This is a genomic window from Mycobacterium sp. E740, assembly GCF_001672895.1.
Lineage (GTDB): Bacteria > Actinomycetota > Actinomycetes > Mycobacteriales > Mycobacteriaceae > Mycobacterium.
Genome location: NZ_LZKP01000069.1, coordinates 1 through 22,706 on the forward strand (window position 1 = coordinate 1; position 22,706 = coordinate 22,706).

General features: G+C 67.5%; 21 protein-coding genes. 12 read left to right on the forward strand and 9 right to left on the reverse strand.

All coding sequences use genetic code 11. The features are described 5' to 3' along the window. The 6 genes from murJ to A5663_RS06355 all read left to right on the forward strand — a co-directional run. On the forward strand, window positions 1-3,611 hold a 3,611-nt coding region (murJ, locus tag A5663_RS06330; RefSeq protein WP_231976705.1), incomplete at its 5' end, for a murein biosynthesis integral membrane protein MurJ. 64 nt (window positions 3,612-3,675) lie between these two features. Beyond that, window positions 3,676-4,251: an RNA polymerase sigma factor SigM gene (gene sigM, locus A5663_RS06335; RefSeq protein WP_068145446.1), complete on the forward strand. Its 576-nt coding sequence runs from the start codon at window positions 3,676-3,678 to the stop codon at window positions 4,249-4,251. A gap of 57 nt (window positions 4,252-4,308) precedes the next feature. Beyond that, window positions 4,309-4,920, forward strand: coding sequence for a hypothetical protein (locus tag A5663_RS06340; protein ID WP_068145448.1), 612 nt, complete (start codon window positions 4,309-4,311; stop codon window positions 4,918-4,920). A 97-nt stretch (window positions 4,921-5,017) separates the two neighbouring features. Continuing rightward, window positions 5,018-5,989: a thioredoxin-disulfide reductase gene (gene trxB / locus A5663_RS06345; RefSeq protein ID WP_068145451.1), complete on the forward strand. Its 972-nt coding sequence runs from the start codon at window positions 5,018-5,020 to the stop codon at window positions 5,987-5,989. Between the two features lie 12 nt (window positions 5,990-6,001). Further along, entirely contained in the window at window positions 6,002-6,340 is a 339-nt protein-coding gene (gene trxA, locus A5663_RS06350; RefSeq protein WP_068145454.1) for a thioredoxin, read from the forward strand. Window positions 6,341-6,482: 142 nt separating this feature from the next. Further along, a complete protein-coding gene (locus A5663_RS06355; protein ID WP_068145457.1) occupies window positions 6,483-7,679 on the forward strand; it encodes an N-acetylmuramoyl-L-alanine amidase in 1,197 nt (398 codons plus the stop codon). 2 nt (window positions 7,680-7,681) lie between these two features. Here the strand turns inward: A5663_RS06355 and A5663_RS06360 are convergent, their stop codons facing one another. The 9 genes from A5663_RS06360 to rpmH all read right to left on the reverse strand — a co-directional run bounded on the left by A5663_RS06360 (window position 7,682) and on the right by rpmH (window position 14,028). Further along, on the reverse strand, window positions 7,682-8,461 hold the full coding sequence (locus tag A5663_RS06360) for an acetyltransferase (protein WP_068145460.1): 780 nt from the start codon (window positions 8,459-8,461) through the stop codon (window positions 7,682-7,684). A gap of 207 nt (window positions 8,462-8,668) precedes the next feature. Further along, on the reverse strand, window positions 8,669-9,670 hold the full coding sequence (locus A5663_RS06365; RefSeq protein ID WP_068145463.1) for a ParB/RepB/Spo0J family partition protein: 1,002 nt from the start codon (window positions 9,668-9,670) through the stop codon (window positions 8,669-8,671). Between the two features lie 81 nt (window positions 9,671-9,751). Beyond that, window positions 9,752-10,726, reverse strand: coding sequence for a ParA family protein (locus A5663_RS06370; RefSeq protein ID WP_068145465.1), 975 nt, complete (start codon window positions 10,724-10,726; stop codon window positions 9,752-9,754). After that, the gene (rsmG, locus tag A5663_RS06375) at window positions 10,723-11,406 is read right to left on the reverse strand and encodes a 16S rRNA (guanine(527)-N(7))-methyltransferase RsmG (RefSeq protein WP_068145467.1); all 684 of its coding nucleotides are present in this window, start codon (window positions 11,404-11,406) and stop codon (window positions 10,723-10,725) included. Before rsmG ends, A5663_RS06370 begins: the two co-directional genes overlap by 4 nt. A 55-nt stretch (window positions 11,407-11,461) precedes the next feature. Beyond that, window positions 11,462-12,007: a R3H domain-containing nucleic acid-binding protein gene (locus tag A5663_RS06380; protein WP_068145470.1), complete on the reverse strand. Its 546-nt coding sequence runs from the start codon at window positions 12,005-12,007 to the stop codon at window positions 11,462-11,464. Between the two features lie 36 nt (window positions 12,008-12,043). Then, the gene (gene yidC / locus A5663_RS06385; protein ID WP_231976706.1) at window positions 12,044-13,093 is read right to left on the reverse strand and encodes a membrane protein insertase YidC; all 1,050 of its coding nucleotides are present in this window, start codon (window positions 13,091-13,093) and stop codon (window positions 12,044-12,046) included. A 43-nt stretch (window positions 13,094-13,136) separates the two neighbouring features. Then, window positions 13,137-13,430, reverse strand: coding sequence for a membrane protein insertion efficiency factor YidD (gene yidD, locus A5663_RS06390; RefSeq protein ID WP_231976707.1), 294 nt, complete (start codon window positions 13,428-13,430; stop codon window positions 13,137-13,139). 62 nt (window positions 13,431-13,492) lie between these two features. Continuing rightward, window positions 13,493-13,852 (reverse strand): ribonuclease P protein component, encoded by a 360-nt coding sequence (gene rnpA, locus A5663_RS06395; RefSeq protein WP_068145481.1) that lies wholly within the window; start codon window positions 13,850-13,852, stop codon window positions 13,493-13,495. 32 nt (window positions 13,853-13,884) lie between these two features. Then, complete coding sequence (gene rpmH / locus A5663_RS06400; RefSeq protein ID WP_059165437.1) at window positions 13,885-14,028, reverse strand: 50S ribosomal protein L34; 144 nt, start codon at window positions 14,026-14,028, stop codon at window positions 13,885-13,887. A gap of 556 nt (window positions 14,029-14,584) precedes the next feature. On the opposite strand from rpmH, the gene dnaA reads away from it, so the two are divergent. The 6 genes from dnaA (at window position 14,585) to gyrB (ending at window position 22,701) form a co-directional block, all read left to right on the forward strand. Then, entirely contained in the window at window positions 14,585-16,063 is a 1,479-nt protein-coding gene (gene dnaA / locus A5663_RS06405) for a chromosomal replication initiator protein DnaA (RefSeq protein ID WP_068145486.1), read from the forward strand. Window positions 16,064-16,601: 538 nt separating this feature from the next. Beyond that, window positions 16,602-17,801, forward strand: coding sequence for a DNA polymerase III subunit beta (gene dnaN / locus A5663_RS06410; protein WP_068145488.1), 1,200 nt, complete (start codon window positions 16,602-16,604; stop codon window positions 17,799-17,801). A gap of 40 nt (window positions 17,802-17,841) precedes the next feature. Beyond that, window positions 17,842-18,735 carry a phosphogluconate dehydrogenase (NAD(+)-dependent, decarboxylating) gene (gnd, locus tag A5663_RS06415; RefSeq protein ID WP_068145492.1) on the forward strand — a complete coding sequence of 298 codons (894 nt, stop codon included), beginning with the start codon at window positions 17,842-17,844 and terminating at the stop codon, window positions 18,733-18,735. A 5-nt stretch (window positions 18,736-18,740) separates the two neighbouring features. Further along, complete coding sequence (gene recF, locus A5663_RS06420; protein ID WP_068145499.1) at window positions 18,741-19,895, forward strand: DNA replication/repair protein RecF; 1,155 nt, start codon at window positions 18,741-18,743, stop codon at window positions 19,893-19,895. Then, the gene (locus A5663_RS06425; RefSeq protein ID WP_068145503.1) at window positions 19,892-20,443 is read left to right on the forward strand and encodes a DUF721 family protein; all 552 of its coding nucleotides are present in this window, start codon (window positions 19,892-19,894) and stop codon (window positions 20,441-20,443) included. Before recF ends, A5663_RS06425 begins: the two co-directional genes overlap by 4 nt. Window positions 20,444-20,673: 230 nt before the next feature. Then, window positions 20,674-22,701 (forward strand): DNA topoisomerase (ATP-hydrolyzing) subunit B, encoded by a 2,028-nt coding sequence (gene gyrB, locus A5663_RS06430; RefSeq protein WP_068145506.1) that lies wholly within the window; start codon window positions 20,674-20,676, stop codon window positions 22,699-22,701. Window positions 22,702-22,706 lie beyond the last annotated feature (5 nt).

Consider the following 22,706-nt stretch of genomic DNA (forward strand, 5'->3'; position numbering starts at 1 on the left):
GCCCACCCCCGCCCCGGCTCAGCCGTGGGCCCGCTCCCCGGCGCCGGGCCGGGCGGCCCGAGCTCTCCGACGCCGCGGTGGTCTCCCGATCGTGGGGCATGGCGGTGGCGACACTGGTCAGTCGGCTCACCGGCTTCGCCCGGATCGTGCTGCTGGCAACCATCCTCGGCGCGGCGCTGTCGAGCGCGTTCTCGGTCGCCTACCAGCTGCCGAACCTGATCGCCGCGCTGGTCCTCGAGGCGACCTTCACCGCGATCTTCGTGCCGGTGCTGGCGCGCGCCGAGCGTGACGACCCCGACAACGGCACCGCGTTCATCCGTCGCCTGGTCACGTTGGCCACGACGCTGCTGCTGGTCACCACCGCGCTGTCGGTGGCCTCGGCGCCGGCACTGGTGGGACTCATGCTCGGTGGCGATCCGGAGGTCAACCGCGGGCTCACCACCGCGTTCGCCTACCTGCTGCTGCCGCAGGTGCTGTTCTACGGGTTGTCGTCGGTGTTCATGGCGATCCTCAACACCCGCAACGTGTTCGGGCCGCCCGCGTGGGCGCCGGTGTGCAACAACCTCGTCGCGCTGGCCACGCTCGGCCTGTATCTGATTGTCCCTGGCGAACTTTCGCTCAACCCGGTGCACATGGGCAACGCGAAGCTGCTGGTGCTGGGCATCGGGATGACGCTCGGGACGGTGACCCAGGTCCTGGTGCTGCTGGTGGCAATCCGGCGTGAACGCATCAGCCTGCGTCCGCTGTGGGGCGTCGACGAACGGATGAAGCAGTTCGGCGCGATGGCTGCGGCGATGGTGCTCTACGTGTTGATCAGCCAGATCGGTCTGATCGTCGGCAACCGGATCGCCAGCGGCGCTGCGGCTTCCGGGCCCGCGATCTACAACTACACCTGGTTGGTGCTGCAGTTGCCGTTCGGGATGATCGGCGTGACGGTGCTGACCGTCGTGATGCCGCGGTTGAGCCGCAACGCCGCTGCCGACGATCAGCCCGCGGTGCTGGCCGACCTTTCGCTGGCCACCCGGCTCACCATGGTGACGCTCATTCCCATCGTGGCGTTGATGACGGTCGGCGGTCCGGCCATCGGCACCGCGCTGTTCGCCTACGGCAACTTCGGCGAAGTCGACGCCAGCTATCTCGGCATGGCCATCACGTTGTCGGCGTTCACGTTGATCCCGTATGCGCTTGTCCTGCTACAGCTTCGGGTCTTCTACGCGCGTCAGCAGCCGTGGACGCCGATCCTGCTGATCGTGGTGATCACGGCGGTCAAGATCATCGGCTCGCTGCTCGCCCCCCACCTCACCGACGATCCCGATCTGGTCGCCGGATATCTCGGCACCGCCAACGGTTTGGGCTTTCTGGCCGGCGCCACCGTGGGCTACTTCCTGCTGCGGGCCAACCTCGATCCGCCGGGCGGACGGTTGATCAGCCTGCAGGTGGTGCGCTCGATCCTGGTCACCATCGCCGCGTCGCTGCTGGCCGGGCTGCTCGCCCATGTCGTCGACCAGCTGTTCGGGTTGGAGTCGCTGACGCGCAACTGGGGCGGCGGCGGTTCCCTGTTGCGGCTGCTGGTGCTCGGGTTGATCATGGTGCCGATCATCGTGACAGTGATGCTGGCGGCGCGGGTGCCCGACGCCCAGGCTGCGCTGGCCGTCGTCCGTCGCCGCCTCGCCCGTCGCGCCGCGCCCGTCGCCACAGGGGCCACATCAGCTGTCCAGGCCGCCCCCCTCACGTACCCTGAACAGAGCAATTCGTCCGCGCCACGGCCGTCCCACAGCCCATCGGCCGTGCACCGCGGACCCCCAGACGCCTGGGACCGGATGCGGAAAGGACCAGCGGTGAGCGACGAACCCGCAGGCGGCTCCGCGTCGAGTCCCGACCGCGCCGCCACCACCAAGCTCCCGATCGGACGCTCCGAGGTGAGCGCCGACGACCTGCAGCCGGATGTGCCTGATCCCGGCGCGGGCGTGGCGGCAACCACGGAGTTCGCTACCAGGAGCGGCGCCGAGAGCGGCACCGCCCGGCTCCCGGTGTCGGGGCGGCCACCCGCCGATTACGCCGGTGACCCCACCCGTGAACCGCTCGCCTTCGACCCGCCCCGCGAGCCCGCCATCGAAGCCGCCACCGCCGACGAGGACGTACATCTCATCCCCGGCGCGGTGATCGGCGGCGGCCGCTACCGGCTCCTGGTGTTCCACGGCGGTCCCCCCACCCTGCAGTTCTGGCAGGCGCTCGACACCGCTCTCGACCGTCAGGTCGCGCTCACCTTCGTCGATCCGGACAACACGCTTCCCGACGGGGCGGTGCGCGAAATCCTCGCGCGCACACTGAAACTGAGTCGCATCGAGATGCCCGGCATCGCTCGGGTGCTCGACGTCACCAACACCGGCTCGGGAGGCCTCGTCGTCTCCGAATGGGTGCGTGGCGGATCGCTGGCGGAGGTGGCCGACACCTCGCCGTCGCCGATCGGCGGCGCCAGGGCCATCCAATCGCTCGCCGCCGCAGCCGAAGCCGCACACCGCGCGGGTGTCGCCCTGTCGATCGATCACCCCGGCCGGGTCCGGGTCAGCATTGAGGGCGACGTGGCGCTGGCGTTCCCGGCGACACTGCCCGACGCGACGCCCGAGGACGACATCCGCGGCATCGGCGCGACGCTCTACGCGCTGCTGGTCAACCGGTGGCCGCTACCCGAGCACGGTGTTCGCAGCGGCTTGGCGCCCGCCGACCTCGATCCCGCCGGGCAGCCGGTCGAACCGCGCGCCGTCGACCGCCAGATACCGTTCCAGATCTCGGCGGCCGCGGCGCGTGCCGTGCAGGAAGGCGGCGGCATCCGCAGCGCGCCGACGCTGCTGAACCTGCTTCAGCAGGCGACGGCGATCGCCGACCGGACCGAGTTGATCTCCCCCATCGACGACCCCGGGCAGTCGGCGCCGCGCACCCGCGCGACAGCTCCCGCGGATCCTGAGGCCGAGGCGCGCCGCCGCAAGGCACTGATGATCGGGCTCGGGGTCGGAGGCGCGATCCTCGTGGTCGCGCTGGTGGTGTTGGCCACCGTGCTGAGCCAGATCTTCGGTGACGTCGGCGACGGCCTCGGCGGCGACCGGCTCGGCCTCAACGAGCAAACGACCTCCGCCGGGGCCGGCGACAGCGGCTCCAGCGGGAACGTCGTCAAACCCGTTGCAGCGACGGTGTTTTCACCCGGCGGCGAGGCCGACGCGCCCGATCAGGCGAAGCTGGCGATCGACGGGAACACCTCGACGGCCTGGCCTATCGACACCTACACCGATCCCGTCCCGTTCCCGAACTTCAAGAGCGGTGTCGGGCTGATCCTGCAACTACCGCAGCCCACCACGATCGGCGAGGTCGACATCGACCTCAACAGCACCGGCACGGCTGTGGAGATTCGCTCGGCGCAGACCTCGACGCCCTCGTCGCTGAGCGACACCACGGTGCTGACCCCGGCCACCCAGCTCAAGCCTGGGTCCAACACGATCAAGGTCGAGAACGCATCGCCCACTTCCAATGTGCTGGTGTGGGTCTCCACACTGGGCCAGGTCAACGGCAAGAGCCGGTCCGACATCGCCGAAATCACACTGCGCTCGAAATCCTGACCCCCATCCACAGCCCGGCAAAGATGTGTCGGGAGGCACCTCCGCGGCCGTTTAGTGTTCGCCTGTGGGGAGCTTCGAGGCGCAGGCCGGTCAGGAACGCAGCGACGAAGAACTGCTGGCCGCGCACGTCGCCGGCGACCGGTATGCCTTCGAGCAGTTGTTCTACCGCCACCAACGCCAGCTCTACCGGATCGCCAGGATCACCAGCCGCCATCCCGACGACGCGGCCGACGCGCTGCAGGACGCGATGCTCAAGGCGCACCGCACGGCGCCGGCGTTCCGGTATGACGCGGCCGTGAGCAGCTGGCTGTACCGGATCGTGGTGAACTCCTGCCTGGACCGCTTGCGGCGCAACAAGACCCGCGCGGCCGAGCCGTTGTCCGAGGACATGGGCCTGGTCGGTGACCCGGCCTCACGAGTGGACACCGCAATCGTCGTCGAGCGGGCGCTGATGCGGTTGCCGGTCGAGCAGCGCGCCGCGGTGGTGGCCGTCGACATGCAGGGTTATTCGATCGCGGAGACCGCGCGCATGCTCGGCGTCGCCGAAGGAACGATCAAGAGCCGGTGTGCACGTGCGCGGGCCAAGCTGGCCGAGGCGCTGGAGTACTTCGACGCGACGGTTAGCGCCCGCGCCGATTGAGGGGAACCGCAGGCGCAGCCACGGCGTCTTACCTGTCGTGGTGGAGACTGGCTAGCGATGCAGACGGGAACGGGCGATTCCTCGGATCCGGCGACGGAGCGCGTCCGCCGCGAACTGGCCCGGCTGGGGCATGACGAGGCGTCGGCGCCTGACGTGCCCGCGGAGGTCACCGCGCGCGTCGGCGCCGCTTTGCAGGCCGCCGAACCCGCCCACGCCATCGGTCGGCCCCGGTTGCGGCGCAGCCGAGTTGTCGGGTTGGCAGCCGGCCTCGCCGCGGCGGTGGCCGCGGTGCTCGTCGGTACGACGATGGCGACCCGCGAATCAGCTCCCCGGTTCGCGCAGGCCGGCCCAACGGCTCAGCGCATCACGGTGTCGCGGACACCGGCGTTTCCGTTGACCGGACCCCAGCTCGTCGCTGTCCTGGGCGCCCCGCCGGACTACGGTCCGCTGTCCGACGCGGCGCTGCGCGCAGGCTGTCTCCAAGCGCTGGGCTATCCGACGACCACCCCGATCCTCGGCGCCCGCACCATCGACATGCAGGGCCGCCCGGCGGTGCTCCTGCTCCTGCCGTCGGGGTCTGCCGGCCAGGTCACCGCGTTGGTGGTCGAGGCCGGTTGCCACACGGCGCACGGTGGCCTGCTCGCCGAAACCGCCGTCGAGCGACCGTAGGCTGTCGAGCGAGGTTGATCTTCGAAGCAGCGAGGGAACACCGCCGCCTAGGCTGGTGTTGCTACCCGTGCCGAGTCGACGCGGCAGAAAGGCGCTCATGACCACCACACCCCCGGTTCACGATCTGATCATCATCGGATCAGGCCCCGCCGGCTACACCGCCGCGATCTACGCGGCCCGCGCACAACTGAACCCGCTGGTGTTCGAGGGGGTCCAGTTCGGCGGTGCGTTGATGACGACGACCGAGGTGGAGAACTATCCCGGTTTCCGCAACGGCATCACCGGTCCCGAGCTGATGGACGAGATGCGCGAGCAGGCGCTGCGGTTCGGCGCGGACCTGCGGATGGAGGACGTGGACGCCGTCTCGTTGGAGGGCCCCGTCAAGACGGTGACGGTCGGCGACGAGACGTACCGGGCGCGCGCGGTGATCCTCGCGATGGGCGCGGCGGCGCGGCATCTCGGTGTGCCCGGCGAGGACGCGCTGCTCGGCATGGGCGTGAGCACCTGTGCGACGTGTGACGGGTTCTTCTTCCGCGACGAGGACATCATCGTGGTCGGCGGCGGCGATTCGGCGATGGAGGAGGCCATCTTCCTGACGAAGTTCGCCAGCAGCGTCACCCTCGTGCACCGGCGCGAAGAGTTCCGCGCCTCGCGCATCATGCTGGACCGCGCCCGCGCGAACGAGAAGATCACGTTCCTCACCAACACCGAGGTCGTCGAGATCGAGGGCAACCCGAAGGTCAGCGGAGTCCGGTTGCGCAACACCGTGACCGGTGAGGAGTCCAAGCTCGCCGTCACCGGTGTGTTCGTCGCGGTCGGCCACGATCCGCGCTCGGAACTGGTGCGGGGACAGGTCGAGCTCGACGGGGACGGTTACGTTCTGACGCAACGGAATTCGACCAGCACGTCCATCGAGGGCGTGTTCGCCGCAGGCGATCTCGTCGACCGCACTTACCGCCAGGCCATCACCGCCGCGGGCACCGGCTGCTCGGCTTCCATCGACGCCGAACGCTGGTTGGCCGAAATCGGTTCTGGCCCAAGCGACGAAGCCATTGAAACCCCTGTCTGATAGGAGCACCACATGAGCGACAGCGCCGGATCAGCCACGGTCACCGTGACCGACGACTCGTTCTCCAGCGACGTGCTGTCCAGCAGCACTCCTGTGCTGGTGGACTTTTGGGCGACGTGGTGCGGTCCCTGCAAGATGATCGCCCCGGTGCTCGAGGAGATCGCCGCCGAGAAGGCCGGTGCGTTGACGGTCGCCAAGCTCGACGTCGACGCGAATCCGGCCACCGCCCGCGATTTTCAGGTGGTCTCGATCCCGACGCTGATCGTGTTCAAGGACGGTGCGCCGGTGAAGCGGATCGTCGGCGCGAAAGGCAAGGCTGCCCTACTGCGCGAGCTCGGCGACGTCGTCTAGCGGCGACCTGGCGCTCGAAACAGGCGCGCGGACACCGGCCTGGGGTTTTCTTGAATCGGCGGAGTGTCTGCGACAATCTGCGTAGCCCGTCAACCCGGTCAGCGCCTCCGCGCAGCTGACGACCGTGACCGAAAGGCCGCATATGTCCAGTCTGCGTCGCGGTGACCGCGGGGCCGCGGTCACCGAGATCAGGGCTGCGCTGACCGCGCTGGGCATGCTCGACAACGCCGACGAAGACATCACCACCGGCAAGCACATCGCGCTGGACGTGTTCGACGAGGAACTCGATCACGGGGTGCGCGCCTTTCAGCAGCATCGCGGCCTGCTGGTCGACGGCATCGTCGGAGAAGCGACCTACCGTGCGCTCAAAGAGGCTTCGTATCGCCTGGGCGCACGCACGCTGAGCCATCAGTTCGGCGCGCCGATGTTCGGCGACGACATCGCGACGCTGCAGGCCCGGCTGCAGGATCTCGGTTTCTACACCGGCCTGGTCGACGGCCACTTCGGGCTGGCCACCCACAACGCGCTGATGTCGTACCAACGCGAGTACGGCCTGTACCCCGACGGCATCTGCGGCCCGGAGACGTTGCGCTCCTTGTACTTCCTGGGTTCCCGCGTCACCGGCGGGTCGCCGCACGCGATCCGCGAGGAGGAGCTGGTCCGGCGCTCCGGCCCCCGCCTGTCGGGTAAGCGCATCATCATCGACCCGGGCCGCGGCGGTGACGACCACGGACAGATCATGCAGGGTGACGGCGGCCCGCTCAGCGAGTCAGACATCTTGTGGGACTTGGCCAGTCGGCTCGAGGGTCGGATGACCGCAATCGGCATGGAGACCTTCCTGTCGCGTCCGGCCAACCGTGCGCCCTCGGATGCCGAACGTGCCGCGACCGCGAACGCCGTCGGCGCCGATCTGATGATCAGCCTGCGCTGCGCCACCCAGCCCAGTCCGAACGCCAACGGCGTCGCGTCGTTTCACTTCGGCAACTCACACGGCTCGGTGTCGACCATCGGCCGTAACCTGGCCGACTTCATCCAGCGAGAAGTGGTGGCCCGCACCGGGTTACGTGATTGTCGCAGCCACGGACGCACGTGGGACCTGCTGCGGCTGACCCGGATGCCCACCGTCCAGGTCGACGTCGGGTACATCACCAATCCGCGCGACCGGTCCATCCTGGTGTCCACGCAGACGCGTGACTCAATCGCCGAGGGTATCCTCGCCGCGGTCAAGCGGCTCTACCTGCTCGGCAAGAACGACCGTCCCACAGGCACTTTCACGTTCGCCGAACTGCTCGCGCACGAACTGTCGGTCGAGCAGGCCGGCCGCGTCAGCCCGTCCTGACCTCAGACCGATCGGCTCGTGCCGGCGCCGACCGGCTCACGCAACTGCGCGAACTCGAACAACCGCTCCAAGGCGGCCTCGACGTCGGCCTTCCACCCGAGCCCCTGCTCCAACTCGAGCCGCAACCGCGGAAAGTAGCGGTGCTGGGCGACGACGACGAAGCCGGCGTCGAGCAGTAGATCGGCGTCGAGCACGCACTGCTCCACCGAACAGTCACCGAGTACGTCCAGGACGGGCCGCAGCTGCGGCGTCGCCGCGCCCGGCTCGAAGAGCTCGTTGACTTCGGTGGTGTGGGCGAACGCCTCGAGCGCCCGCGCTCCGCGACGGACCAAGTCCCCCACCACCGCGCTGATGAGCCTCCGCGACAACCCGTCGCCGTCCGCACCGGACTCGATCCCCAACGAGGTGAGCAGCACGGCGTCGGCGCTGACGGGACCGGTCGGGAAACGGCGGGCGCGCGGCACGGCGCCCGGCGGTGCGTAGAACGCGTAGCCCAGGCACGCCTCGCTTCCGGTCAGTGGCGCGGGCCCGTCATCGGTCTCCTCGTCGCTGCACTGGACCGCGACCTGGCCACACGATCCCCACTCGAGCAGGACCATCGACAACCAGGCTTCCTTCTCGAACTCCGGGTCGGACAGGTGGTCGTCGACGCCGGGAACCGCGGCCCCTGCGGCGTCGCGGCCCAGGGTCATCGGATCGACCTCCCAGTACACGCACCTGCGGGCATGTTTCGGCAACTGCTCGAAGGCCTCGAGCCGTAGAGGCGTGACGCGTGCCGACACTAGACTCCCCGGGTTCTAGGCCGTGCAGAAATACACAGCCGCCACACCAGGATAGAAGGGTGCGCCACCGACGGCTCCCCCTTCCGCGCCGACTTCGTGTGTGGATGCGAAACGTCTTGTCTCACAGATGGTTTCCTTCGACAGGGGCTGGGCGGCGATGCGCGCGCCAGCTTGTGTCACAGTGACGTAATTACCCGGTGTGGTAGGTCAGCGCTCGGACGCGCTCATCAGTTCGACAATGCGCTGCAGATCGTCGACCGACCCGAATTCCACCACGATCTTGCCCTTACGCTTGCCGAGGCTGACGGTGACTCGGGTGTCGAATGCCGTCGACAGCCGTTCGGCGACGTCTTGCAGACCCGGCATGCTGATCGGCTTACGTTTCGGGGACGACGGCGACGCTGGGCCGGCATGGTTGGCCAACGTCACCGCTTCCTCGGTCGCCCGCACCGACAACCCTTCGGCCACGATGCGCGCGGCCAACTCCTCCTGTTGCTCCGGGCCGCCCTCCAGTGACAACAGAGCCCGCGCGTGGCCGGCCGACAGCACTCCGGCAGCCACTCGGCGCTGCACGGCGATCGGCAGCCGCAGCAACCGGATCATGTTGGTGATCAGCGGGCGGGATCGGCCGATCCGCGACGCGAGCTCGTCGTGCGTGACCCCGAACTCGTCGAGCAGCTGTTGGTATGCCGCCGCTTCTTCCAACGGGTTGAGCTGCACGCGGTGAATGTTCTCCAACAACGCGTCGCGGAGCATGCCGTCGTCGGCGGTCTCCCGGACGATCGCGGGTATGGCGGCGAGGCCGGCCTGCTGAGCGGCGCGCCAGCGCCGCTCCCCCATGACGAGTTGGTATCGCGCGGCCCCCGGCTCGGCGGCCGGCAGCGCCCGCACGACGATCGGCTGCATGAGGCCGAATTCGCGGATCGAATGCACCAGCTCACCGAGCGCCTCCTCGTCGAAGACCTGGCGAGGCTGGCGCGGGTTGGGCTCGATCGACGCGGGATCGATCTCGCGGTAGACAGCGCCCATCTCGTTGACGACGGCATTGGCCGGTGCGCCGTTCGATGCCGGTCCGCCGATCACCACATCGGCGGCGGCGTCACCCAGCCGTGGTCCGATGCCGGCCTGGTCACCGTCGGCGGGCCCGGTAGGGATCAGCGATGCCAGGCCGCGGCCGAGTCCGCTGCGCTTACGTGTCGGTTGGCTCATCGGGGTCTCTCCTGTTCACGCGCGCTCGCAGTGGTCCTACTTCGGTCCGGGCATATCGACTCGCCGGAGTCGGCGTCGCACTCATCGCCGCTCCGCGATCTCGCGACTGGCGTCGAGGTAGCTCATCGCCCCGCGGGAGCCGGGGTCGTAGCCGAGGATCGTCATCCCGTAACCGGGGGCCTCCGAGACCTTGACGCTGCGCGGGATCACGGTCCGAAGCACCTTATCCCCGAAGTGCGCCCGTACGTCGGAGGCCACCTGGTCGGCGAGTTTGGTCCGCCCGTCGTACATCGTCAGCACGACGGTGGTCACGTCGAGCTGCGGGTTGAGGTGCGCCTTGATCATCTCGATGGTGCGCATCAACTGGCCCACGCCTTCGAGTGCGTAGTACTCGCACTGGATCGGGATCAGCACTTCCGGTGCCGCGACGAAGGCGTTGATGGTCAACAGGCCGAGCGACGGCGGGCAGTCGATGAAGACGTAGTCGAAGTTGTAGTCGTTGAGCGCCGCGAGGGCTGAACGCAGCCGGCCCTCGCGGGCGACCATGCTCACCAACTCGATCTCCGCGCCGGCCAGGTCGATGGTCGCGGGCACGCAGAACAGGCGCTCGCTGTGCGGGCTTTGTTGGATCGCGTCCCGGAGTGGGATGTCGCCGATCAGCACCTCGTACGACGACGGCGTCCCCGGCCGATGCTCGATACCCAGCGCCGTACTCGCGTTGCCCTGCGGATCGAGATCGATGACCAGCGTCTGCAGTCCCTGCAAGGCCAGCGCCGCGGCCACGTTGACGGCTGTGGTCGTCTTGCCGACCCCGCCCTTCTGGTTGGCGATCGTGAAGACCCGTTGGCGTTCGGGGCGCGGCAGATTGCCCCGCGTCGCCGCGTGCAGCAGGCGCACCGCCCGCTCGGCTTCCGCGCCGATCGGGGTGTCGACATTCGCGGACGGCTCGGGCCATGTTTCACGTGAAACATCGGCTGCTGTCGTTTCACGTGAAACGACGGAACGAGCGTCGGGACCCGTGTCGGCGGTGGTGCCGTTCCCTGGTGTCGCGCTCACCCTCTTCTCCTGCCCGTCGCCGTCGCCTTCACCCGCCGTGCCACCACGACGGTCGCGGGTGGATCCAAGTAGTTCGCGCCACACTTCAATACCCTTACATCGGCCGCGCCGAGCGACGCCATCACACGCCGGTGGTCACGGATCTCCTCTTCCGCACGCTCGCCCTTCATGGCAAGCATGCGACCGTCCATCTCCAGCAACGGCATACTCCAGCGGGTCAGCTTGTCCAGCGAGGCCACCGCCCGGGACACCACAACGCGCGTCCTCTCCCCCACTTGCTTTCGGACTGCCGGGTCCTCGGCCCGCCCCCGTATGACCGTCACCGGGAGGCCGAGCTGCTCGACCACCTCCCGCAGAAAGTCGCTGCGGCGCAGCAGTGGCTCGATCAATGTCACCTCGAGATCGGGCCGGGCCAGTGCCAACGGTATCCCGGGGAGTCCCGCCCCACTACCGATGTCGACGACTTGCGCTGCCGGCTCAATGAGTTCGGCCACAGCCGCGCTGTTGAGTACATGGCGGTCCCACAGCCGGTCGACCTCCCGCGGCCCGAGAAGCCCGCGTTCGACACCGGCACCCGCGAGAACCGCGGCATAATGCCGCGCGCGGTCCGCGGCATCCCCGAACAAGGCGGCGGCCGCTGCCGGCGGATCCGGTACGTCGCCTTGTTTCACGTGAAACATCCTTCGGATAGCGCCGTGCGGATCGTCAGCAGAACTACACCCGTGTAACTACGCCTCAGTCGGCCAGCACCACTACGCGGCGCGACGGCTCGACGCCCTCGCTCTCGCTGTGGACTCCGTCGACGCCCGCGACCGCATCGTGCACGATCTTGCGTTCGAACGGGGTCATCGGAGCGAGCTCCTCGCGCTCCCCGGTCTCCAGCACTCGGCGCGCGATCTTCTCGCCCAGCGCGGCCAACTCGTCACGGCGGCGCCGGCGCCAGCGCGCGATGTCGAGCATCAGGCGGCTGCGTTCGCCGGTCTTCTGATGCACCGCCAGGCGCGTCAACTCCTGCAACGCGTCGAGCACCTCACCCTTGCGGCCGACCAGCTTGTTCAGATCCGCCCCACCGTCGATGCTCACCACCGCCCGGTCGCCTTCGACATCGAGATCGATGTCGCCGTCGAAGTCGAGAAGATCCAACAACTCTTCGAGGTAGTCGCCAGCGATCTCGCCCTCCGCGACCAGCCGCTCCTCGAGGTCGTCCTGGGCGGGCGGCCTGCCCGCGTGAGTCCCCTCCTCCGCCAGATCGTCGCGCTCGGTCGTATCGGCGTCTGTCATCTCGGTATCTCCCTCATCCCACCGGGCGTCGCCCGGTCAACGTTTGCGTTTCTTCGGTCGCGCGCCGGGCCGGGGCGACGCGCCGGGCCGGGGTGTCCGGTTGGGTGCCGTCTTGCCGGCGCCGGTGCCAGTCGGCTTCTTCTCCGCACCGTTCTCCACCGCCTCGCCGTCGGTCGACACGGTGTCCACGATCTCGGTGCTCGGTGCCGCCGCGGGCTGGCCTTTGCGGGCTCGATTCGGCTTCGCGCCGGGCGGCGGTGCGTTCTTCGCCTGGCGCTCCTGCGCCTCGAGCTTCTTGGCTTCTTCTTCCTTTTCGATCCTGCCGAACACGTAGTGCTGCTGGCCGAACGTCCAGATGTTGTTGGCGAGCCAGTACATGATGATGGCCAGCGGCAGGAACGGCCCGCCGACGACGACGCCCAGCGGGAACACGTACAGCGCGAGCCTGTTCATCATCGCGGTCTGCGGGTTGGCGGCCGCCTCCGGGCTCTGCCGCGCGACCGATGCTCGGCTGTTGAAGTAGGTCGCGATGCCCGCCAGGATCATGATCGGCACACCGACCGCGATGACAGCGGCGCGATTGAACTCCGTGAAGGCGTCCAGGCCCTGGTGCTGAATCATGGTCGCGCCCAACGGTGCACCGAACAGGTGGGCATCCAAGAAGTGCGCCACGTCGGCCGGGCTGAAGACGTAGTTGCCGGTCGCCCGGTTCTGCTCGACGGACAGATGGACCTGACCGAAGCCGCCCTGGGTCCGGTTGAAGGAGCGCAGGACGTGGAACAGCCCGAGGAACACCGGAACCTGCGCGAGCATCGGCAGGCAGCCCAGGATCGGGTTGAAGCCGTGCTCCTTCTGCAGCTTCTGCATCTCCAGCGCCATGCGCTGGCGGTCCTTGCCGTACTTCTTCTGCAGCGCCTTGATCTGCGGCTGCAGCTCCTGCATCTGGCGCGTCGTGCGGATCTGCTTGACGAACGGCTTGTAGAGGATCGCGCGCAGCGTGAAGACGAGGAACATCACCGACAGCGCCCACGCGAAGAAGTTCGACGGGCCCAGCAGGAACGCGAACAGCTTGTACCAGACCCACATGATCGCCGACACCGGGTAGTAGATGATGTCGAGGCTGAACCAGTTAAACACGCGTCTCGCTTCCTGATCGCTTCGCCGGCGCGCGACCACTCACGTCGGCGGCCGTGTCCTCTGAGGCCCTGTCCGCGCACGCACATACGTGCGCGTCGCCATGCTGCGGGGTCGGGCGCTCCGGTATCGGGTCCCATCCTCCCCTATGCCACGGCCCACACTTCAGCAGCCGCACCATCGCCAGCCAGCCACCGCGCAGCAGCCCGTACTCGCTGAGCGCATCCACCGCGTACTGACTGCAGGTCGGCATGAAGCGGCAGGTGGGCAATCGCAGCGGGGAAACCATGTGCCGATACAGCTGGATCACGAAGATGACCGCGCGCGCTCCGCTCGACCGCACCGACGCCGTCACCGCGCTCCCCCGCCGCCAGATCGAGTGCGCCGCAGGGCGGTCCGCAATTCCTGTTCCAGCCGCGCCGATATCGCGTGCCTACTGCTGGGCAGCGCGCGGATCACCACGCGATCGCCGGGGTCGAGTTCATCGAGCACGGTTCGCGCGACATGACGTAACCGCCGGGCCACCCGGTGGCGTTGCACCGCGGTGCCGACTGCTTTAGACACCACCAGACCGATCCGGGGGCCGGGTTCGCCCGCCGTGTCCGTCCGCAGCGCGTGCACGACGAGATCGGGCTGCACCGCGCGCATCCCTCGACTGACGGTGGCCCCGAATTCCGTCGACCGCGTCATCCGGTACCGCGCCGGAAGCACCCGCGTCAACTCCCGCTTGACGTCCGCGAGAATCAGGCAGTCAGCTTGCGCCGACCCTTGCCGCGACGGTTCGCGACGATCGCCCGGCCGGCCCGGGTGCGCATCCGCAGCCGGAAGCCGTGCACGCGCGCCCGGCGCCGGTTGTTCGGCTGGAAGGTCCGCTTGCCCTTGGCCACGGCTGTCTCTCCTTGTTGCATCTGGCGTCCGCAGCCCGCACCGATCGGCGTACGAAATCGGTTTGGACGCGGTTGCCGTTGGTAAGCTCGTCCGTCTTGCTAGCCGGCGCGGCCCCCGGGTGATGCCCGGGTCGCAGCCGTATCGCCTCGTACGGGCGACTGTTCGAGGGTACTGACGAGTTTTCGCTGGGTCAAACCTGATCGAATGACGGTGCGAGCAGCCACATTTGCAACACGCGTCACCGACGCGGCGGACGCAAAAATATCCGTCCACACAATGTCGCAGAACGGTTGGCACCCGCCGAGAAACCTGTTAGCTTCTGCCAAGGCCGATTCGATAACGAAACGGCGACGGACAACGAAGCGAGGATGCCCGAACAGTCGTGAGCCCACAGGATGCCTCACTTCCGTGATGTGCCCCGGCCCGCGGCCTCCCCGCCGGTAGACAACAGACGACGACGACTGCCCTGTCTCCACAGCCTGTGGATAACTTTGTGGACAGATCGTCCTCGTTTCTTTGGTCGTCCCTGGATCGACCGCAAGGGGGTGGGCATCGTTGACAGCTGACCCCGACCCACCCTTCGTAGCGGTGTGGAACACAGTGGTGGCCGAACTCAACGGTGGCGCGGTCGGCGACGGTAGCGGCCGAACCCTCACCCCGCAGCAGCGGGCGTGGCTCAAGCTGGTCAAACCATTGGTCATCACCGAAGGCTTCGCGCTGCTGTCGGTGCCCACGCCGTTTGTGCAGAACGAGATCGAGCGCCACCTGCGCGAGCCGATCATCAGCGCACTGAGCCGACAGCTCGGCCAGCGCGTCGAACTGGGTGTGCGCATCGCCGACCCGGGTCCCGACGACGACGACGACGCCCCGCTCAACGGGCTGTCCGCTGTCAGCGAGCCGGACGAAGTCGACGAGGACCTCGAAGCGCGGGCCAGCGCCGAGGAGAGCTGGCCGACGTACTTCACCAGCCGGCCGCCGAGCACGTTGACCGATGACGCCGCCGCGGTCAACCTCAACCGCCGCTACACCTTCGACACCTTCGTCATCGGCCAGTCGAACAGGTTCGCGCACGCCGCGTCCCTCGCGATCGCCGAGGCGCCGGCGCGCGCCTACAACCCGTTGTTCATCTGGGGCGAGTCGGGGCTCGGTAAGACTCACCTGCTGCACGCGGCGGGCAACTACGCGCAGCGCCTGTTCCCCGGCATGCGGGTGAAGTACGTCTCGACCGAGGAATTCACCAACGACTTCATCAACTCCCTGCGCGACGACCGCAAGGCGTCGTTCAAGCGCAGCTACCGCGACATCGACGTGTTGCTGGTCGACGACATCCAGTTCATCGAAGGCAAAGAAGGCATCCAGGAAGAGTTCTTCCATACCTTCAACACGCTGCACAACGCGAACAAGCAGATCGTGATCTCCTCGGACCGGCCGCCGAAGCAACTCGCGACACTCGAAGACCGGCTGCGCACGCGATTCGAGTGGGGCCTGATCACCGATGTGCAGCCACCCGAACTCGAGACACGCATCGCGATCCTGCGCAAGAAAGCCCAGATGGACCGCCTCGATGTGCCTGACGACGTTCTCGAGCTCATCGCCAGCAGCATCGAACGCAACATCCGCGAGCTCGAGGGCGCGCTGATCCGGGTCACGGCGTTCGCGTCGCTGAACAAGACGGCGATCGACAGGTCCCTGGCCGAGATCGTGCTGCGCGATCTGATCTCCGACGCCAGCACCATGCAGATCAGCACCGCGACGATCATGGCCGCCACCGCCGAGTACTTCGAGACCACGATCGACGAACTGCGCGGCCCCGGCAAGACCCGCGCGCTGGCGCAGTCTCGACAGATCGCCATGTATCTCTGCCGCGAGCTGACGGACCTGTCGCTGCCCAAGATCGGGCAGGCGTTCGGTCGTGACCACACGACGGTGATGTACGCCGAGAAGAAGATTCGCGGTGAAATGGCCGAGCGGCGTGAGGTGTTCGATCACGTGAAGGAACTCACGACGCGGATTCGTCAGCGCTCCAGGCGCTGACTTACGGCTCTCCACGCCCCGCCGCACGCGATCGTGCGTCATCGCCGCAGAAAATCGTCAAAAATCTTGCGCACCGCACGCACCACGAGTCACAGCGTCCGGTTGTGCACAGCGGTGTGCAGAAGTTGCGCCCAACCGCCGAATCAACCGCGGATTCCTACACAACCGGCGATGTCTCCACAGACTGCTAGACGCCGCGCCGCATCCGTCCACAGCTCCCCCACACCACCGGACCGTCCGCCAGCAGCGCCGATGTCGATCGATCCCCAATCTGCACAGGCCCTAATACTGTTGCTTGTATATCTACGAAGAATCTTCTTCGAAGAAGGCGGTTGGGGAAGCAGCGGACCGGCCCGCGATCAGGGCGCCCGCGGCCGTCGATGTCAGCCCTGTCGTTTAGCTTTCAAGTTGGCGCGGAAAGCTCTACGGTGATTCATCGGCAGCCGTTACGGTCGTCGGGATGCATCGGTCAAACGCGTGATGAGACACCGGGTAACCGCTGCTTGAGGCTTGTCGTGGTATTGATCGAAGGGACCCCATGGACGTGGTGACGACAACGGTTGGTGTCACCGATCTGAAGTTCCGTCTGGTTCGCGAGGACTTCGCCGACGCGGTGGCGTGGGTGGCTCGTAACCTCCCGACCCGGCCGACGGTTCCGGTTCTCGCCGGCGTGCTGCTGACCGGTTCCGACGACGGCCTGACGATCTCGGGATTCGACTACGAGGTCTCCGCCGAGGTCCGAGTGCCCGCCGAGATCGCCTCGTCCGGCAGCGTTTTGGTGTCCGGGCGCCTGCTGTCCGACATCACCCGGGCACTGCCCGCCAAGCCGATCGACGTCGGCGTTGAGGGCACTCGCGTGTCGCTGACCTGTGGCAGCTCCCGCTTCTCGCTTCCGACGATGGCCGTCGAGGATTATCCGACGCTGCCCGCGCTGCCCGAGGAGACCGGTGTCGTCTCCGCAGACCTGTTCGCCGAGGCGATCGGCCAGGTCGCCGTCGCCGCCGGCCGCGACGACACGCTGCCGATGCTCACCGGCGTCCGGGTCGAAATCGCCGGGGAGAAGGTCGTTTTGGCGGCCACCGACCGGTTCCGGCTGGCGGTGCGCGAGTTGACGTGGTCGACGGCCAACGCTGATATCGACGCCGCGGTTCTGGTGCCCGCCAAGACGCTGTCGGAAGCTGCCAGGGCCGGCGCCGACGGCGGTGACGTGCATCTGTCGCTGGGCGCCGGATCTGCGGTCGGCAAGGAGGGGTTGCTCGGTATCAGCAGCGGCGGCAAACGCAGCACCACCCGCCTCCTCGATGCCGAATTCCCCAAGTTCCGCCAATTGCTGCCCACCGAGCACACCGCGATGGCCACCATCGGCGTCGCCGAACTCACCGAGGCGATCAAGCGCGTCGCTTTGGTCGCCGACCGTGGTGCGCAGGTGCGGATGGAATTCTCCGGTGACGCGCTGCGGCTTTCGGCAGGCGCCGACGACGTGGGCCGCGCGGAGGAAGACCTGCCGGTGCAGTTCGCCGGCGACCCGCTGACCATTGCGTTCAATCCCACCTACCTGACCGACGGGCTGGGCTCGTTGCATTCGGAGCGGGTGACGTTCGGCTTCACCACACCCAGTCGCCCGGCGGTGTTGCGTCCGGCCAGCGACGACGACGAACGCGGCGGCGGCTCGGGGCCGTTCCCCGCCGAGCAGACCGACTACGTCTACCTGCTGATGCCGGTGCGGCTTCCCGGCTGACGGGCTCGGACGCGAGGGAAACGCCAGGGAAGGGGCGCGTATGCAACTCGGGCTGGTGGGTCTGGGCAAGATGGGCTTCAACATGCGCGAACGCCTGCGTGAAGGCGGGCATGACGTCGTCGGCTACGACCCGAGACCCGAAGTGAGTGACGTGCCGACGCTCGCGGCCCTGGCTGGTGCGCTGGAAACGCCGCGGGTGGTGTGGGTGATGGTGCCGTCCGGCCAGATCACCCATGACACCATCGCCGCCCTCGCCGACGAACTGGGTGAGGGCGATCTGGTGATCGACGGCGGGAACTCGCGCTACACCGAGGATAGTCCGCACGCGAAACTGTTGGCGGACAAGGGAATTGCGTTCATCGACGCCGGCGTCTCCGGCGGCATCTGGGGGTTGACGGAAGGCTACGGCCTGATGGTCGGCGGCGCCGATGCCGACGTCGAACGGGCGATGCCGATCTTCGACACGCTGCGTCCGCCGGGACCGCGGGAGGACGGTTTCGTGCACGCCGGTCCCGTCGGCGCCGGCCACTTCGCGAAGATGGTGCACAACGGTGTCGAATACGCGCTGATGACCGCGTACGCCGAGGGCTACGAACTGCTCGCCGCCGAAGACTTGATCAAAGACCCGCAAGCGGTCTATCAGGCCTGGACGAACGGCACGGTGGTGCGGTCATGGCTGCAGCAGCTGTTGGCCAGGGCGTTGAAGGAAGACCCGGGGTTCGCCAAGATCTCCGGTTACACCGAGGATTCCGGTGAGGGCCGCTGGACGGTGGAAGAGGCGATCAGGCTACGGGTTCCGGTGCCGGGCATCGCGGCATCGCTGTTCGCCCGGTTCCTGTCGCGGCAGGACGACTCGCCGACGATGAAGGCGGTCTCCGCGCTGCGCAACCAGTTCGGCGGTCACGCGGTCAAACGGATCAGCGAGTCCGGATAGCCGGCGTGTACGTCCGCCGCCTTGCGCTGACCGACTTTCGATCGTGGCCGCGCCTCGAGCTCGACCTCGAACCGGGCCGCACCGTGTTCGTCGGCCCGAACGGCTTCGGAAAGACGAATCTCATTGAGGCGCTGTGGTATTCGTCGACGCTCGCCTCACATCGGGTGGCTGCTGACGCGCCGCTGATCCGCACCGGCGCCGACCGGGCCGTGGTGTCGACGATCGTCGTCAACGAGGGCCGCGAACTCGCGGTGGACCTGGAGATCACCGCGGGACGGGCCAACAAGGCGCGCCTCAACCGCTCCCCCGTGCGCGCCGCCCGCGAGATTCTCGGCGTGCTGCGGTCGGTGTTGTTCGCCCCGGAGGACCTGGCGCTGGTCCGTGGCGACCCGGGGGAACGACGGCGTTATCTCGACGAGCTCGCCACCACCCGGCGTCCGCAGGTCGCTGCGATCCGCTCCGACTACGACAAGGTGTTGCGCCAGCGCACGGCACTGCTGAAAACCGCTTCGGGTACACGCTTCCGGGGTGATCGCGGCGTCTTCGACACCCTCGACGTCTGGGACGGCCACCTCGCGGAGAAGGGCGCGCGGCTGATCGCGGCCCGCGTCGACCTGGTCAACCAGCTGGCGCCCGAGGTCGAGAAGGCCTATCAGCTGCTGGCGCCGGCATCGCGACCCGCCGCTATTCGTTATCGCAGCGGGGTGGAGGCGATCGAAGAGTCGGCCGAGACCGGTGACACCGACCTGTTCGAGGCAGCGCTGCTCGATGCGTTGGCGCGCCGGCGCGATGCCGAACTCGAGCGCGGCGTCTGCCTGGTCGGCCCGCACCGCGACGACCTGAAATTGCGGCTCGGCGACCAGGCCGCGAAAGGCTATGCCAGCCACGGGGAATCGTGGTCGATGGCGTTGTCGTTGAGGCTGGCCGCCTACGAGTTGCTGCGCGCGGAGGGTGGTGATCCGGTGCTGCTGCTCGACGACGTGTTCGCCGAGTTGGACACTGCGCGTCGCCAGGCGCTGGCAGCCGTCGCCGCTTCGGCCGAGCAGGTACTGGTGACGGCGGCTGTGCCAGACGACATCCCGGCCGACTGGGACGCACGCCGGATTCCGGTGACAATGCGCGACGAGGATGCCGGACGGATCTCGGTGATGCAGGCATGACGACAGACGACGACGCGGGTCCACCCGAGCACCTGGCGAACCTGCGTGGGATGGATCTGGTGCGACGGGCGCTCGAAGAAGCCCGCGGCGCGGCCCGTACGCAGGGAAAGGATGTCGGCCGCGGGCGCGGGCAGGCGCCGCGCCGGATCGCCGGCAACAGCCGGCGGCGCTGGTCGGGTCCGGGTCCGGACGCCCGAGATCCGCAACCGCTGGGCACCGCGGCCAGCGACGTGGCGCGCAGCCGCGGGTGGTCCGGCCGCGTCGCCGAGGGAGGTGTGTTCGGCCGGTGGGCCGCGGTCGTCGGCGAGGGGATCGCCGCACACGCGACACCGACCTCGCTCAACGACGGTGTGCTGACCATCTCGGCGGAGTCGACCGCGTGGGCCACGCAGTTGCGGATGGTGCAGGGGCAGGTGTTGGCCAAGATCGCCGACGCCGTGGGTGACGGCGTCGTCAAGTCGCTGAAAATCATCGGCCCCGTCGGGCCGTCGTGGCGCAAGGGCCGCTATCACATCGCCGGGCGAGGCCCGCGCGACACCTACGGATAATGCCCGTTGCCAATTGGCTGAGAGGCGCGAGGACGGCGCGATCTTACTTCTCAAGCGTCCTCAGGCACCTTTGATGAAGAAATTCCACAGGCGGCTCAAATAGGTGTGCAGAAACGCCGCCTCAGAATCGGTGCTGTCGCCCTCGGGCGGTAGACTGGACAGCGATCGCGGGCGGCTGTTGACCGCCTAGCCAGCTTTCCCCGGCAAGAGACCAAGGAGACGCGTCCAACGTGGCTGCGCAGAAGAAGAATGCCCCGAAAGAATACGGTGCCGATTCGATCAAGGTGCTCGAAGGTCTCGAAGCGGTCCGTAAGCGCCCGGGCATGTATATCGGCTCCACGGGTGAACGCGGTCTGCACCACCTCGTGTGGGAGGTGGTGGACAACGCCGTAGACGAGGCGATGGCCGGCTTCGCCACAAAGGTCGACGTGCGCCTGCTGGAGAACGGCGGTGTTCAGGTCACCGACGACGGCCGCGGCATCCCCGTCGAGATGCACGCGACGGGCATCCCCACCGTCGACGTCGTCATGACGGTTCTGCACGCCGGCGGAAAGTTCGAAGAAGGCGCCTACCAGGTCTCCGGCGGCCTGCACGGCGTCGGCGTTTCGGTGGTCAACGCGCTGTCGACCCGGCTCGAGGCCGACATCCTGAAGGACGGCTACGAGTGGTTCCAGACCTACGACCGCTCGGTGCCCGGCAGCCTCAAGCAGGGCGAGAAGACCAAGAAGACGGGCACGACCATTCGCTTCTGGGCCGACCCCGACATCTTCGAGACCACGAGCTACGACTTCGAGACGATCGCGCGGCGGCTGCAGGAGATGGCGTTCCTGAACAAGGGCCTGACCATCGAGTTGACCGACGAGCGGGTCACGGCCGACGAAGTGGTCGACGAAGTCGTCAGCGACCAGGCCGAAGCTCCGAAGTCGGCCGAGGAGAAGGCCGCCGAAGCGGCCGCTCCCCACAAGGTCAAGCACCGGACGTTTCACTATCCCGGCGGCTTGGTCGATTTCGTCAAGCACATCAACCGCACGAAGTCGCCGATTCAGCAGAGCGTCATCGACTTCGACGGCAAGGGTGAGGGCCACGAGGTCGAGATCGCGATGCAGTGGAACGCCGGCTACTCCGAGTCGGTGCACACCTTCGCCAACACCATCAACACCCATGAGGGCGGCACCCACGAAGAGGGGTTCCGCGCAGCGCTGACGTCCGTGGTGAACAAGTACGCCAAGGACAAGAAATTGCTCAAGGACAAGGACCCCAACCTGACCGGTGACGACATCCGCGAAGGTCTCGCCGCCGTCATCTCGGTCAAGGTGGGCCAGCCGCAGTTCGAGGGTCAGACGAAGACGAAGCTCGGCAACACCGAGGTGAAGTCGTTCGTGCAGAAGATCTGCAACGAGGAACTGCAGCACTGGTTCGACGCCAACCCGGCTGAGGCCAAAACCATTGTGAACAAAGCGGTTTCGTCGGCACAGGCGCGCATCGCGGCCCGCAAGGCCCGCGAGCTGGTGCGTCGTAAGAGTGCGACGGACATCGGCGGGCTGCCCGGCAAGCTGGCCGACTGCCGCTCCACCGATCCCCGCAAGTCGGAACTGTATGTGGTGGAGGGTGATTCGGCGGGCGGCTCGGCCAAGAGTGGCCGCGACTCGATGTTCCAGGCGATCCTGCCGTTGCGCGGCAAGATCATCAACGTCGAGAAGGCGCGCATCGACCGCGTCCTGAAGAACACCGAAGTCCAGGCGATCATCACCGCACTGGGCACCGGCATCCACGACGAGTTCGACATCGCCAAGTTGCGGTATCACAAGATCGTGTTGATGGCCGATGCCGACGTCGACGGCCAGCACATCTCGACGCTGCTGCTGACGTTGCTGTTCCGGTTCATGAAGCCGTTGGTGGAGAACGGCCACATCTTCTTGGCGCAGCCGCCGCTGTACAAACTGAAATGGCAACGCAGCGAACCGGAATTCGCGTACTCCGACCGGGAACGCGACGGGCTGCTCGAAGCGGGACGCAAGGCGGGCAAGAAGATCAACGTCGACGACGGTATCCAGCGCTACAAGGGTCTCGGCGAGATGGACGCGAAGGAGCTGTGGGAAACCACGATGGATCCCTCGGTGCGGGTGCTGCGTCAGGTCACGCTGGACGATGCGGCTGCCGCCGACGAACTCTTCTCGATCCTGATGGGAGAGGACGTCGAAGCGCGCCGCAGTTTCATCACCCGCAACGCCAAAGACGTTCGCTTCCTCGACGTTTAATCAAC

Coding starts and splice junctions, on each gene's coding strand:
- A5663_RS06340 (WP_068145448.1), top strand. CDS start 4,309: ATGCAGACGGGAACGGGCGATTCCTCGGATCCGGCGACGGAGCGCGTC.
- trxB (WP_068145451.1), top strand. CDS start 5,018: ATGACCACCACACCCCCGGTTCACGATCTGATCATCATCGGATCAGGC.
- trxA (WP_068145454.1), top strand. CDS start 6,002: ATGAGCGACAGCGCCGGATCAGCCACGGTCACCGTGACCGACGACTCG.
- A5663_RS06355 (WP_068145457.1), top strand. CDS start 6,483: ATGTCCAGTCTGCGTCGCGGTGACCGCGGGGCCGCGGTCACCGAGATC.
- A5663_RS06365 (WP_068145463.1), bottom strand. CDS start 9,670: ATGAGCCAACCGACACGTAAGCGCAGCGGACTCGGCCGCGGCCTGGCA.
- rsmG (WP_068145467.1), bottom strand. CDS start 11,406: ATGTTTCACGTGAAACAAGGCGACGTACCGGATCCGCCGGCAGCGGCC.
- A5663_RS06380 (WP_068145470.1), bottom strand. CDS start 12,007: ATGACAGACGCCGATACGACCGAGCGCGACGATCTGGCGGAGGAGGGG.
- yidC (WP_231976706.1), bottom strand. CDS start 13,093: ATGTGGGTCTGGTACAAGCTGTTCGCGTTCCTGCTGGGCCCGTCGAAC.
- yidD (WP_231976707.1), bottom strand. CDS start 13,430: ATGGTTTCCCCGCTGCGATTGCCCACCTGCCGCTTCATGCCGACCTGC.
- dnaN (WP_068145488.1), top strand. CDS start 16,602: ATGGACGTGGTGACGACAACGGTTGGTGTCACCGATCTGAAGTTCCGT.
- gnd (WP_068145492.1), top strand. CDS start 17,842: ATGCAACTCGGGCTGGTGGGTCTGGGCAAGATGGGCTTCAACATGCGC.
- A5663_RS06425 (WP_068145503.1), top strand. CDS start 19,892: ATGACGACAGACGACGACGCGGGTCCACCCGAGCACCTGGCGAACCTG.